At 69.3% G+C, this 13,672-nt stretch carries 10 protein-coding genes; 7 read left to right on the top strand and 3 right to left on the bottom strand.

Features of this window, described 5'->3' with window-relative positions; all coding sequences use genetic code 11:
- Positions 1-128: 128 nt before the first annotated feature.
- The 7 genes from Pth03_RS34455 to Pth03_RS34425 all read left to right on the top strand — a co-directional run bounded on the left by Pth03_RS34455 (position 129) and on the right by Pth03_RS34425 (position 12,179).
- Positions 129-2,957: an ATP-binding protein gene (locus Pth03_RS34455; protein WP_308442405.1), complete on the top strand. Its 2,829-nt coding sequence runs from the start codon at positions 129-131 to the stop codon at positions 2,955-2,957.
- Positions 2,958-3,251: 294 nt separating this feature from the next.
- Positions 3,252-4,019 carry an SDR family oxidoreductase gene (locus tag Pth03_RS34450; protein ID WP_203948654.1) on the top strand — a complete coding sequence of 256 codons (768 nt, stop codon included), beginning with the start codon at positions 3,252-3,254 and terminating at the stop codon, positions 4,017-4,019.
- Between the two features lie 253 nt (positions 4,020-4,272).
- A complete protein-coding gene (locus Pth03_RS34445; protein ID WP_203948653.1) occupies positions 4,273-7,044 on the top strand; it encodes an ATP-binding protein in 2,772 nt (923 codons plus the stop codon).
- Between the two features lie 81 nt (positions 7,045-7,125).
- Positions 7,126-7,863, top strand: coding sequence for an SDR family NAD(P)-dependent oxidoreductase (locus tag Pth03_RS34440; RefSeq protein WP_203948652.1), 738 nt, complete (start codon positions 7,126-7,128; stop codon positions 7,861-7,863).
- A 140-nt stretch (positions 7,864-8,003) separates the two neighbouring features.
- Complete coding sequence (locus Pth03_RS42255) at positions 8,004-10,280, top strand: ATP-binding protein (RefSeq protein WP_203948651.1); 2,277 nt, start codon at positions 8,004-8,006, stop codon at positions 10,278-10,280.
- Between the two features lie 212 nt (positions 10,281-10,492).
- Positions 10,493-11,443, top strand: a complete 951-nt coding sequence (locus Pth03_RS34430; protein ID WP_203948650.1) for an alpha/beta hydrolase — start codon at positions 10,493-10,495, stop codon at positions 11,441-11,443.
- Between the two features lie 16 nt (positions 11,444-11,459).
- The gene (locus Pth03_RS34425) at positions 11,460-12,179 is read left to right on the top strand and encodes an alpha/beta fold hydrolase (RefSeq protein ID WP_203948649.1); all 720 of its coding nucleotides are present in this window, start codon (positions 11,460-11,462) and stop codon (positions 12,177-12,179) included.
- 97 nt (positions 12,180-12,276) lie between these two features.
- Here Pth03_RS34425 and Pth03_RS34420 read toward each other — a convergent pair whose 3' ends face one another.
- The 3 genes from Pth03_RS34420 to Pth03_RS34410 form a co-directional block, all read right to left on the bottom strand.
- Positions 12,277-12,480: a hypothetical protein gene (locus Pth03_RS34420; RefSeq protein ID WP_203948648.1), complete on the bottom strand. Its 204-nt coding sequence runs from the start codon at positions 12,478-12,480 to the stop codon at positions 12,277-12,279.
- Positions 12,481-12,602: 122 nt separating this feature from the next.
- A complete protein-coding gene (locus Pth03_RS34415; protein WP_203948647.1) occupies positions 12,603-12,890 on the bottom strand; it encodes a hypothetical protein in 288 nt (95 codons plus the stop codon).
- Positions 12,891-13,449: 559 nt separating this feature from the next.
- Positions 13,450-13,608 (bottom strand): hypothetical protein, encoded by a 159-nt coding sequence (locus Pth03_RS34410; protein ID WP_203948646.1) that lies wholly within the window; start codon positions 13,606-13,608, stop codon positions 13,450-13,452.
- Between the last annotated feature and the right edge of the window lie 64 nt (positions 13,609-13,672).

The raw sequence follows: 13,672 nt of genomic DNA, 5'->3' as shown, positions 1-13,672 counted from the left end.
CGGCCTGGAGGTCGTTGCCCGGCCGTCCCTGTCCGGTAAGCGCAAGCCGCTGACCTGGCCGAACGCCGTCGCGTGGACTTCATGACAGCTCCGTTACCGACCCCCCAGTCCGAAACTTGGCCTGGCGTGTGTCTTGGGTGTATGCAGAGTCGTGCAATTGGGATAAAGGGCGGGAGGCCGTGGGCCAACGTAAGCGGGGCGCCGGGCACGGTGAGAATGTCGGGCTGCTCGGGCGGGCGTCGGAGTGTGCTGTCCTCGATCAGATGATCGCGGCCGTCCGCATGGGGGAGAGTCGTGTGCTCGTGGTGCACGGCGCGCCGGGAGTCGGAAAGTCGGCGCTGCTGGAGTACGCGGAGAACTCGGCGGCCGGCATGCGGGTACTGCGTGCGGTCGGTGTTGAGTCCGAGATGGAATTGGCTTTTGCCACATTGCATCAGTTATGTGCGCCGCTGCTGGATCGGCTGGAGCACCTTCCCGCGCCGCAGCGCGATGCGCTTGAGAGGGTGTTCGGGATGCGAGGGGGAACGCCGCCCGAACGCTTCCTGGTTGGGCTGGCGGTACTGAGTCTGCTGTCGGACGTCTCGGAGGGGAACCCTCTCCTCTGTGTGATCGACGACGCGCAGTGGATGGACCGATCCTCGGCGCAGGTCCTCGGCTTCGTCGCCCGGCGGCTGCTGGCGGAGTCGGTCGCCCTCGTCTTCGGCTCTCGCCGGAGGGCTCAGGAACTGCTCGGACTACCGGAATTGGAGGTCACCGGGCTCAAGGACGCGGACGCACACGCTCTGCTGGACTCGGTGACGCACGTCCGGATCGATCAACACATCCGCGATCGGTTCGTGGCCGAGACCAGGGGCAACCCCCTTGCTTTGCTGGAGCTCCCGCGTGAGCTGGCCGTGACCCAGATGGCGGGCGGATCCGGCCTCCTGGACGCCGACACGCTGCCGAGCCGGATCGAGCAGAGCTTCATGGCCCGGATCGAAGGCTTGCCCGAGCAGACCCGGTTGTTCCTGCTGATCGCCGCCGCCGAGCCGGTCGGCGATCCCTCGTTGGTGTGGCGTGCCGCCGAACGGCTCGGCGTGATGCCGGCAACGGTCCTGGCGAGCGGGACGGACGGGCTGCTGGAGTTCGACGTGCGGGTGATCTTCCGTCACCCCCTCGTGCGGTCGGCCGTGTACAGGTCGGCGAAAGAGGGGGATCGCCGGGCGGTCCATCTTGCGTTGGCTGAGGTCACCGACGCGCAGGCAGACCCGGACCGCCGTGCCTGGCACCTTGCGTCCGCGACGGCAGCGCCCGATGAGACCGTCGCCGCCGAACTGGAACGGTCTGCCGGCCGGGCGCAGGCGCGCGGTGGGCTGGCCGCCGCAGCGGCGTTCCTGCAGCGATCCGTGGCTCTGACCATCGACACCTCGCGGCGCGCCGAACGTGCCTTGACGGCTGCGGACGCCAGCCTTCGGGCGGGCGACATCGACGCCGCGCGCCGATTCGTCGACATCGCCGATCGGGATGCTCTGACCGAGTTCCAACGCGTTCGAGCGCACCTGACACGCGGTCACATCACGTTCGCGGCCGGATTCAACGACGAGGCGCCGCTGATGTTGCTGGCGGCCGCGCACCGGCTGGAACCCTTCGACATGGACCTGGCGCGGGAGACGTATCTCATCGCCTGGGCTTCCGCGTCATTCGGTGCCGGAAACCGGGACAGCCTCATGGCCATCTCTCGGGCGATGAGGGAGCTGCCCTCTCCTGAAGGCAGCCCGCGTGCTCTCGATCTCGTGATGGAGGGCTACGCGCTGCTCGTCACCGACGGCCGGAGCGCAGCGCTTCCCACGTTGCGAAGGGCGAAGACCGCGCTCACGGACCATCCCGTGCAGGACTTCCTGAAATGGGGCTGGGCGGCCTGTGGCGTGAGCGCGCTCATCTGGGAGGACCGGATCATGCCCGAGACGCCCGCCAGGGCGGTCGAGGAGGTGCGTACGGCCGGCGCACTGTCCGAGCTTCCCATCTATCTCCACGCGTTGGGGATACCGGTCTCGTTGAGCGGTGATTTCGCGGCCGGGGCCGCGATCGTCGTCGAAGCCGATGCCGTCGCCGAGGCGACGCACGGGCCCATGACGCAGCACACCAAGCTCCTGCTGACGGCGATGCAGGGTAAGGAGGCCGAGGCCTCGGCGCTGATCGCCGCGACGATCGAGGAGGCCGGTGCCAGTGGTCAGTTGAACGGCGTCGCATCCGCCCAGTGGGCGGCCGCGGTCCTCTACAACGGCCTCGCCCGCTATGGGCTCGCGCTGCCCGCGGCCCAGGCCACCATTCAGAGCGCCAACTTGATCGTCTCCCAATGGGCGCTGCCCGAGCTCGTCGAGGCGGCGGCGCGCGTCGGAGACGATACGGCCGCTCTCTGGGCGCTCGAAGGTTTGGCGAACTCGGCGGAAACGTGTGACACGGACTGGGCACAGGGAATCCTGGCTCGCTGCCGTGCGCTGCTGAGCGACGATGCCGCCGCGGACGACCTCTACCGCGAGGCGATCGAGCGGTTGGGCCGGACGATCTTGCGCCCCGAACAGGCGCGCGCTCACCTGCTGTACGGCGAGTGGTTGCGCCGGGACCGTCAGCGGGCCGAGGCGCGGATTCACCTGCGTACCGCGTACGAGATGTTCGTGTCGATCGGGATGGAGGCGTTCGCCGAGCGTGCCCGCCGCGAGCTTCTCGCCACGGGCGAGACTGTCCGCAAGCGCAGGAACGAGGCCTCGACGAGTGACGAGTTGACGGCGCAGGAGACACAGATCGCCCTGCTCGTGCGGGACGGCCTCTCCAACCCGGAGGTCGGGGCTCGTCTCTTCCTGAGCCCGCGTACGGTCGAGTGGCACCTCCGCAAGATCTTCGCGAAGCTCGGGATCAGCTCCCGAAGGCAGCTCGGCGACGCCCTGTCCCGCGGCGAGTACGAGTCCATGACGCAGTGAAAGTGCCGTGTCTGATCGAAGTCCATCTCGGTGATCGGTGCGTAGATCGGGCCACTCCCAGCTGACCTGCGTGGGCAGTTCGGTGAAGAACCGGTGCGGCCAGCGGCATCGGGCCGACGGGCGGCTGCTGACACCCGTGAACCCTCCCTGGCCCCCGGTGACCAGTGAGACTCCCTGGTGCGACCCGGCAGGCGGCTGCGCGAGTCTCCTCGTGTCGGCTTTTCGTCCGAGCACGGGAGAAGCGGTGATGGACATGAAGCCGCGTCATCCTCGACCCGAGGGAATGAGGCAGCCATGGACGATCTGCCGCTAGATGGAGCCGTCGCGCTGATCACCGGCGCGAGCAGCGGGATCGGTGCCGCGACCGCGCGCCGCCTCGCCCGCGAGGGCGCGGCGGTGGCCCTGGTCGCCCGTCGCCGCAACCGCCTGGACCAGGTCGCGTGCGACATCGCGAAGCTGGGCGGAGAGGCGGTCGCGTTGGAGGCCGACATCACCGAGCCCGAACGCGCCGACGACATGGTGCAGGAAACGCTGGATCGGTTCGGGCGCCTCGACATCCTGGTCAACAACGCCGGGATCATGCTGCTCAACTCGGCGCTGCACACCTCCATCGAGGAGTGGGATCGGATGATCTCGCTCAACGTGGCGGCGCTGTTGCACGTCACGCACGCCGCCATCCCGCATCTGATCTACGCGGCATCCACATCCCCGCGGCAGGTGGCCGATCTCGTGAACGTCAGCTCGACGGCCGGGCGAGTCGCCCGGCCGGGGAGCAGCGTCTACGGCTTGACCAAGTTCGGCCTGAACGCGTTCACCGAATCGCTTCGTCAGGAACTGCTCAGCGAACGCGTCCGAGTCAGCGTGGTGGAGCCCGGCACCGTGGACACCGAACTGGTGAACCACCTCAGTGACACCACCCGGGACGCGGCCCGCCAACAGATCGACGGAATCGAAGCGCTGCGGCCGGAGGACATCGCGGACGCAATCAGCTACATCATCACGCGAGACCGGCGGGTCGCCGTCAACGAGATGCTGGTTCGTGCCGGCGGCCAAACGTGGTAACCGCGCCTACTCGAGCGCGAGTCCACGAAGGCCGGTGCCGCGACGTCCGTCATCCCAGCGGCACCACTGAGGACCGACCGGACAACAGTGCTCAGCCGCGACCGTGAACACCGGACGGCAGCGCACATCCCATACCGCAACGAGCAGCAGGTGGACAGATGAGCAGCAACTACGACGTTGTCGTGATCGGCGTGGGCTTCGCGGCCGGGCTCCGCCGTGGCATCGACGCCGCGGTTTCGGTTGGGCGGTGCTGATGGCCGGCAGGAACCCCAGGTTGCGGTTGCGTGGCCGGCAGATCGAGTGCGAGACGTTGGCCCAGCTCGTGGCGACTGCGCAGGCCGGCCGTAGCGCGGTCCTGGTCCTGCGCGGTGAGGCCGGCATCGGCAAGACGGCGTTGCTGGAATACGTGCGAGACAGCGCGCCTGGCTGCCGGATCACCAGAGCGGCGGGCGTCGAGTCCGAGATGGAACTGGCCTTCGGCGGGCTGCATCAGCTGTGCGCTCCGTTTCTGGATCGTCTGTGTCGCCTGCCGGAGCCGCAACGTGACGCGCTGGAGACGGCATTCGGGCTGAGTGCGGGAACTCCACCGGATCGTTTCCTGGTCGGGCTCGCGGTGCTCAGCCTCCTCGCCGACGCGGCCGCGAAAGAGCCGCTGGTCTGCCTCATCGATGACGCCCAGTGGCTTGACCGGGTCTCCGCACAGACCCTCGCCTTCGTCGCGCGGCGTCTGCTCGCCGAGCCGATCGGGCTGGTCCTCGCGGTGCGCGAGCCCAGCCTTGAACCCGAGTTGGCGGGGCTGCCCCAGCTTGAGGTGGGGCGATTGAGCGACTGCGACGCTCGCGCCCTGCTGGACTCCGTGACTCCCGGACGACTCGACGAGTGGGTCCGGGACCGGATCGTCGCCGAGACGCAGGGAAATCCCCTGGCCCTGCGCGAGCTGCCTCGGGGTTTGACGCCGGCGGAGCTGGCAGGTGGATTCGGGCGGCCCGACGCGCGGCCGCTGGCCGGCCAGATCGAGCAGAGCTTCCTACGACAGGTCCAGTCGCTCCCGGCCCAGACGCAGCAGTTACTGCTCATCGCGGCGGCCGAGCCGGTGGGAGATGTGACCTTGCTGACCCACGCGGCGGAGCTGCTCGGGATTGACGTGGCCGCCGCGTCGCCGGCCGAAGCGGGGGGACTGATCACCATCGGGACCCGGGTGCGTTTTCGTCATCCCCTCGTGCGCTCGGCGACCTATCACATGGGCACCCCGCGGGACCGCCAGAACGTGCACCAGGCGCTGGCCGACGCGACCGATCCTCAGTCGGATCCCGATCGCCGGGCGTGGCATCTGGCCAACGCCACAGTCGGCCCCGACGAGGCGGTGGCCGCCGAGTTGGAGCGCTGTGCCGATCGAGCGCAGGCGCGCGGCGGAGCGGCGGCGGCAGCCGTGTTTCTCGAGCGGGCGGCCGTGCTGACCCCCGATCCCGCACGCCGCGGAGCCAGAGCGTTGGCGGCGGCACGGGCCAAGTACCAGGCCGCCGGATATGACGCCGCGCTCGAACTGCTGGACGCGGCAGAGCTCAGCCCCCTGAACGAACACGAGCTTGCTCAAGCCGGCCTGCTGCGTGGGCAGATCGTGTTCGCCTCCACAAGCGCCGGCGCCGCCTTGCCGCTGCTACTCAGTGCCGCCAAGCGGTCGGAGCGGCTGGACGCCGGACTGACGCGCGAGACCTACCGTGACACGCTGCACGCAGCCATGACCGCAGGCCGGCTGCCGAGCGGAGCTCAGATGGTGGACATCGCCCAGGCGCTGCTCGCCGCATCGCCGGGGCCGCCACCGGAACGCAACGACCTGCTCCTGCGTGGCCTGGCCGTGGTGGCCACCGAGGGCTATGCGGCGGGCGTGCCGCTGGTGCGCCAGGCTCTGGACGCCTTCCGTACCGAAGGGGTCACCCGGGAAGAAGGCCTTGGCTGGCTCCCGCTCGCGTGCCGCATGGCCCATAACGTCTGGGACTTCGACAACTGGTCGGCGCTGTCGGCGAGGCTGGTCGACCTGGCTCGCGAGACGGGGACTTTATCGGTTCTGCCGTCGGCTCTGCTGCTGCTCGTGTCGAACCGGGCCCTCGCCGGTGAGCTCGCCGTCGCCGATGCGCTGGTCGCCGAGGCGGCCGCGATCGGTGAGGCGACGAGCAGCCGCTTCTTCGCCCAGTACACGGCCCTGGTTGTCGAACCGTGGCGGGGCCGGGAGGTCGCGACACTTCAAGTGATCGAAGCGATCACGCGAGACACGGTCCTCGCGGGGGAGGCCAAAGTGCTGACCGCCGGGCAATGGGCGAGCTCTGTGCTCTACAACAGCCTGGGGCGCCACGAGGAGGCGTACGCCGCGGCCGAGCGGGCCTGCGAGCACCCGGAGGAGCTCGGCGGACCGTTCATCAGGGCCATGGTCGAGCTCGTGGAGGCCGCCAACCGGACCGGCCGGCCGGCCCGCGCGGCCGAAGCCGCCCAGCGACTCGACGAGATGGCACAGGCCAGCGGCACCGACTGGGCCCTCGGTACGGCGGCTGCCGCGCGTGCCCAGGTGAACGAAGGACCGGCAGCCGAGACTCTGTACCATCAGGCGATCGAGCGGCTCGGCCGCACCGGGGCGCGGCTCGTACTCGCCCGCGCCCAGCTGCTCTACGGCGAGTGGCTGCGCCGGGAGAGCCGTCGCCACGACGCACGCGAGCAGCTTGGCGCCGCGTACGAGATGCTCAGCCAGATGGGGGCCGAGGGGTTCGCGGAACGCGCCCGCCGCGAACTGCAGGCCACCGGCGAGGCGACACGCAAGATCCCCGCCGAGGTCCGCGACACCCTCACCGCCCAGGAAGCGCAGATAGCGCGCCTGGCCGGCGACGGACTGACGAACCCCGAGATCGGCGCTCAGCTGTTCATCAGCCCGCACACCGTCGAATGGCACTTGCGCAAAGTCTTCGCGAAGCTCGGCATCGCCTCCCGCAAACAGATCCGCACCACCCTGCTCGAAGGCACGGCGGCTACGGCATGACGGCACCCCTATATCGACAGTCGCCCCGATCAGCACGCGTGGTCGGGGTGGAATCTGTGAGCCCCTGCGGAAAGGAAGCACATGAGTAACACGTTGGACGGAAGGGTCGTCCTCGTCACTGGAGCGTCGTCGGGCATCGGCGAGGCCACCGCGTTGGCCCTCTCGGCGGAGGGGGCCCGTGTCGCGGTAGGGGCGCGGCGGGCCGACCGATTGGAGTCTTTGGCGCGCAAGGCGCCCGGTGAGGTGTTGGCCCTCGACCTGGACGTGACCGACCAGGAGTCGGTGCGGGCCGCGGTCGCCGCGACCGTCGAGCGCTTCGGCGCCCTGGACATTCTGGTGAACAGCGCGGGGGTGATGCTCGCCGGCCCGATCGCGGGTGCGGACACCGCGGAATGGACGCGCATGATCGAGACCAACCTGCTCGGGTCGATGTACACGGTCCACGCTGCGTTGCCGCATCTGTTGGAGCGCAAGGGCACGGTCCTGCAGATCTCCTCGACCTCGGGGCGGACCGCGTCGGCCGGCAACGGCGTCTACGCCGCGACGAAGTTCGGCGTCACCGCCTTCTCCGAAGCGCTGCGGCAGGAGGTCACCGCCCAGGGCGTGCGTGTCGTGGTCATCGAACCCGGCTTCGTCGCCACCGAACTGGCCGACCACATCACGGACCCCACGATGCAGGCCGCCGCCAAGAACATAGGCACCTCCATGCGCACCCTGCAGCCCGAGGACATCGCCGATGCCGTCGTGTACGCGGTCACCCAGCCGGAGCACGTCGCTGTCAACGAGATCCTCATCCGCCCCACCGATCAGACCCGGTAGGGAGCGGCACCGGCCCTGCGCCGGCGCGACCTTCGGCGCGCCGGACGTACCACGGCCCGGTGGGGCATCGGCGAGTACGAAGACCCGATTAGATCAAGCTCGCCCGATGGCCGGAGTGCGGGCGGTGTTGAGGAGGATGAATGGTCAGCTCGTTTGGCCTGCTCCTGCGGAGCTTGCGGCAAGCCGCGCAGTTGACGATCGAGGAGCTGTCCCATGCGTCCGGCATGAGTGTGCGGGCCATCGGTGACATGGAGCGAGGCGTCAGCCGCGGCCCGCAAAAGCGGACGGTGGAGGCGCTGGCAGAGGCGTTGCGGCTCGGCGACGAGCAGCGGGCGGAGCTGACCGAGGCCGCGCGGGCGGGTCGGCCGCGACCGAGTGGCACGGTGCCGGGTCTATGTGAGCTGCCGCGTGAAGCGGGTGATTTCACCGGTCGCGAGAGGGAACTAGATCTGCTGCGCCGGCTCGCCGGGCAGGCCAGGGCTGGGGAGCCGGCGGTCGTGGCCACCATCTCCGGTACCGCCGGTATCGGGAAAACCGCCTTGGCCGTGCACGCCGCCCGGCACCTGGCCGAGGTGTTCCCCGACGGCTGCTTCTACGTGGACTTGCGCGGCATGGACAGCGCCCCGCTGGCCCCGGGGATCGTGCTGTCGCGGCTGCTGAAGGCCATGGGCGTGGCCGAGCAGCGGATCCCGGGCGATGAGGAAGAACGGGCTGGGTTTTATCGGGCTCTGCTGGGTGATCGCCGTCGCTTGGTCGTGCTCGACAACGCCGCGGATGAGGCGCAGGTGCGGCCGCTGCTGCCGTCCGGTGGTCCTGGGATGACCATCGTCACCAGTCGCCGGTCGCTGGCCGGGCTGGAGGGGGTACGGCAGATCCCGCTGGCCCACCTGTCCAGTGCGGAGGCGGCCAGGCTGCTGCGAGCGATCGTGGGGGCGGAGCGGACCGAGGCCGATCCGGACAGCGTGGCCGAGCTGGCCCGGTTGTGCGGGAATCTGCCGCTGGCGGTGCGGATCGCCGGGAACCGGTTGCAGAGCCGGCCGGGGTGGACGATCAGTCAGCTGGCCGGGCGTTTGGGTGATGAAGAGCGCCGGTTGGAGGCGCTGGCGGTGGGTGACCTGGCCGTCGCGGCCGCGTTCGCCTTGTCGTACCAGCAGGTGTCCGGTACGGCGCGGATCGGTTTCCGGCGGCTGGCGCTGGCGGCCGCACCGGACTTCGGGGTGCCACTGGCCGCCGTCCTGGCCCAGGTGGACCTGTTCGAGGCCGAGGACGCGCTGGAGGAGTTGGTCGAGCTGGGCCTGCTGACCTCGCCGTACGCCGGCCGTTACGTCTTCCATGATCTGGTCCGGTTGTATGCCCGTGCCCAGTTGGAGCATGAGGAGCCGGTCGAGGCGCAGGAGGAGGCGCGCCGGCGGATGGAGAGCTGGCTACTGGAGGTTGCGCTGGTCGCCGGACGCTGGTTCGAGCCGGATTACGGCGCGCCACCGCCGGATTGGCGCTCCCTGGTCACGCTCGACAGCCGGGAGCATGCCAACGATTGGCTGCAGGCGGAGGGCGCGACCTGGCTGGAGGCGCTGCGTTCAGCGGCTCGGCGCGGAGAGTACTCGACGGTGGTCGAGGTGGCCGGGTCGATGTACTGGTTTTCCGACCAATGGGTCCAGTGGGGGCACTGGCGAGAGGTGTTCGAGCTGTCCTCCAGCGCGGCGCGGGCCATGGGGGACCGTCGGCAGGAGGCGGTGCTTCTCAACTACCTGTCCTGGGCGCTGATTGTGTGTGAGGGCCGTAAGGAGGAGGCGGAGGCGACCGCGTTGCGGGCGCTGGAACTGGCTTTCGAGGTCGGCGACGTACGCCGTCAGGGGTGGGCGCTGTACCACGCCGCATGGGCCGTCGAGGGCGACCCGGCGAACGTGGAGCGTGAGCTGGACTACAGCCAGCGAGCCGCTGATCTCCTCCTGCAGGCCGGGGATCTGGAGGGCTATCCCCAGGCCATGGTGCAGCACACCGGCGCTCTGCGGTGGGCGGGCCGGGCAGAAGAGGCCTCGGAGCGCAACCTGGCACTGGTGGCCAGGCTGCGTGATCCCGCCTACGGCGGTTCCCCGGACATCATCAGCTTCAGTATCGGGGTCGCCCTGACCCAGCTCGGCATGGACTACCTCGCGCTCGAACGCGGGGAGGAGGCGGTCGACGCCTACCAGCAGGCATTGCCCGAGCTGCGCTCCCGCCCGATCGGTCAGGTCTTGGGACGTGTCCAGCGCGGCCTGGCCACAGCGCTGCAGCAGGTGGGCCGGGTCGAGGAGGCGCGCGAGGCGTTGGTGGAAGCGCTGCGGGAGTTCGAGGAATGCGGTGATAGCGAGCAAGCCGCTGAGGTGGTCAAGGAACTCGAGGAGATAGCCGGACCCGGCACGGCAGTCGGCAGTTGAGCGCGGTCACGATGCTGGATGCCGACATCAGCGACCACCGTGTCACGCGCGTTCATGCTGCCCGCCATCAAGCCACTCGTTGATTCGGTACGCCGCCGGCCTGCTTCTCCGGCTGGGCTTGGGCGGGTGCAGGCAAAGGCTTTCGTGCCGTCCCGTCACGAACCCGAGTGACTGCGCTGTCTTGCTGAATGACACGACAGAAAGGCAGCACTATGAACAGGCACGTTCTGGAAGCAGCGGCGCAGGAATTCGCCGATGCCGCCGCAAAACCCCCCTTCCCGTACGAGCTCGGGCCCGAACGCGCCCGTAAGGTGCTCGACGACATCCAGGCCGCTCCGATCGACAAGCCCGACGTCCAGGAAAAGTGGATCACCGTCCCCGCCAAGGTCGGCGAAGTGCGCGTCCGCATCCTCAAGCCGGTCGGCGTCGAAGATCAACTGCCGGTCGTCCTGTACGTCCACGGCGGTGGCTGGATCCTCGGCGACGCCGGCACGCACGACCGGCTCGTCCGGGAACTGGCCGTCGGGGTGAACGCCGCAGTCGTGTTCGTCGAATACGACCGCTCGCCCGAGGCCCGCTACCCGGTCGCGATCGAGCAGGCATACGCCACCGCACAATGGATCAGCAGGCACGGGGCCTCCGAGGGCCTCGACAGCTCTCGACTCGCCGTCGCGGGGGACTCCGTCGGCGGGAACATGACCGCGGCCCTCGCCATCCTGGCCAAGCAGCGCGGCGACGTGAGCTTCGTGCACCAGTCGCTGTACTACCCCGTCACCGACGCGGGCCAGGACACCGACAGCTACCGCGAATTCGCCGACGGGCCGCATCTGACGGCCAAGGCCATGGCGTGGTTCTGGGACGCTTACCTGCCCGAGAAGGACAAGCGCGGCGAGATCACCGTGTCGCCGCTGCGGGCGACCGTCGAGGAACTCGCCGGACTACCCGAGACCTTTCTCATCGTGGACGAGAACGACGTCCTGCGCGACGAGGGCGAGGCCTACGGTCGCAAGCTCATCGAGGCCGGAGTTCGCACCACGACCGTCCGCTACGACGGCACTCTCCACGACTTCATGATGCTCAACCCCGTGCGCGGGACCGCCGCCGCGACTGCCGCGATCGAGCAGGCGATCCACGTCCTCCGCAAAGCCCTCGGCCGCTACTGATCAGAGAGGCAGAATCATGGCCCAGCAGAAACCGACCGTCGTCCTCGTGCACGGCGCCTTCGCCGAATCTGCCAGCTGGAACGGCGTCGTCGAGCAACTGCAGGCGAACGCCGTACCCGCGATCGCCGTCGCCAATCCGCTACGCAGCCTGCCGGGCGACGCCGCCTATCTACGCGATGTGCTTGCCGGTATCGACACCCCCGTGGTCCTCGTCGGGCACTCCTACGGCGGCATGGTGATCACCGAAGCCGCCGGCAGCGACAAGGTGGCCGGCCTCGTCTACGTCTGCGCGTTCGCGCCCGAGCAGGGTGAGTCCGCGTTCGCGCTGTCGACCAAGTTCCCCGGGAGTACCCTCGGCGACGCCCTTATCGCCTACCCGGTCACGACCGGCGGCAACGAGTTCGCCATCCGGGCGGACGCATTCCACCACCAGTTCGCCGCCGACGTGCCCCCCGGCCGGGCCGCCGTGATGAGCGCGACCCAGCGCCCGGTCACGGAGATCGCCCTCGCCGCAGCGCTGCCGACGGACGCCCCGGCGTGGAGATCTATCCCGTCGTGGTTCGTCTTCAGCGACGAGGACCTCAACATCCCCGTCGCCCTGCACCGCTTCATGGCGGACCGGGCCGGCGCCAAGGGAATACGCGAGGTCCCCGGCGCGTCCCACGCGCTCAGCGTTTCCCAGCCTGAAGTCGTAACAGCGTCGATCCTCGAAGCCGTGCACGCGGTCGGGGCGTAACCAGGTTCAGCGGTGAGGTCCCCGGCAGCGCCAACGGGGACCTCACCCAACAGCTGAAGCAGGAGAAGGCAAATGACGAACCCGCCGAGTCGGCATATCAGCACGAACGTGCCCGATGTGGCCTAGCCACGAGGCAGGGCCCGCCGCCGGAGACCCGGTCGTCCTCCTCCACGGCTAGCTCGGACAAGGTTTCGGCGACGACGACGCTGTCCGCGCTCCTGGCGGTGAGCAGGGCACGGCGATCGCCGGCCTGCTCGACGCCCGCCTGCACGCCCAGCAGAAGGTCGCATGCGACCCACAACCCTCACCACCGCCGTTCTGCAGGTCTCTGAAGTGAGAGCGGAAACCATGCGAAATGTTGTCCACGATCCTGCCCTGGACAGCGCGTCTGTACCTCTGATCATCCCGTTGGGCACACCTCACTCACTGAAGCCGGAGCTCGTCGGCGATGGCGCCGCGTTGCTGTCCAGAGCTCTGCTGCTGGGATTGCCGGTCGCGCACGGGTTCGTGCTGCCCATCACCGCGATCGGCCGAGGAGCCGAGGGTTCTGACTGCAATCCGGCAGGCATGGATGAAAATCCAAGGCCCGGTGCGCATCGCCGTCTCGGTGAGCAGCCCGTCCGGCGACGGTTTCGGCGCGAGCCCGCATATCCATGACGGCAGCAGCTGGCACGGATGCTCGACGGCCTGAGCGACGTGCTGGCGCACCATCGGCTCGAGAACCCCTACGCCCGCTGGTCGGGAGGGGCCATCATGGTCCAGCGCATGCCGACCGTGCACCGCTCTGTGCCGGTGATGAGCGGGCATCCCCTTAGGCGCGGTCGCCGCGCGAGCATCTGGACCAGCACGCCAGAGACCGACGACCCGCGAGAAGGGCTGGGCTGGTTGCGGCGCCGACGGCTCCGCGCGCTGGTCCACGATGCGGCTGACCTGCTCGGCCACCCGGTCGACATTGAAGTCGCGTTCGCCCGGTCCGCGGCAGATCCGATTAGTCAGTCGGTTAGGGTCGCGGGGTGGGTCATCACCGCATGCCTGCCGCCGAGGTGGACGTCTCCCCGGGTCTGGTTCGTCGGCTCTTGGCCGCCCAGCAACCCGACCGGGCGTCGTCGAGCGAGACCGTTCCGGCGATGTGGCAGTCGAGCAGGTGGACCTTCGCCTCGATCGCGGCGTCGGACAGGTTGAGGTCGCCGACGATCCGGGCGCAGGCGAGCCGGACACACCGGCGCCCAGGGCGATCCGCCGGTACCCCGGTCGAGCAGCAGGGCGGCGATCACCTCGACCCTGACCACGCTGGAGCGGCCCCACGAGCCGCCGGAGGAAGGGTCACCTCGCGGCCCTCGCGCAGGTCGACCCGGGCGCCGGTGGGATAGGCCTCCCACAGCCGTCGCTCGGCCGGGGTGAGCCTGCGGAAAGGCCGCGATCTTCCCATCTGCCGACCATGTCTCTGCACGATCTTCAGACGTAGGGGGTTCGTGACGCGCATGTCCGTATCG

Origin of the sequence: Planotetraspora thailandica (assembly GCF_016863335.1) — a bacterium.
Lineage (GTDB): Bacteria > Actinomycetota > Actinomycetes > Streptosporangiales > Streptosporangiaceae > Planotetraspora > Planotetraspora thailandica.
Note: the sequence above shows the minus strand (reverse complement) of the source record. Positions and strands in the feature narration are given on the sequence as shown.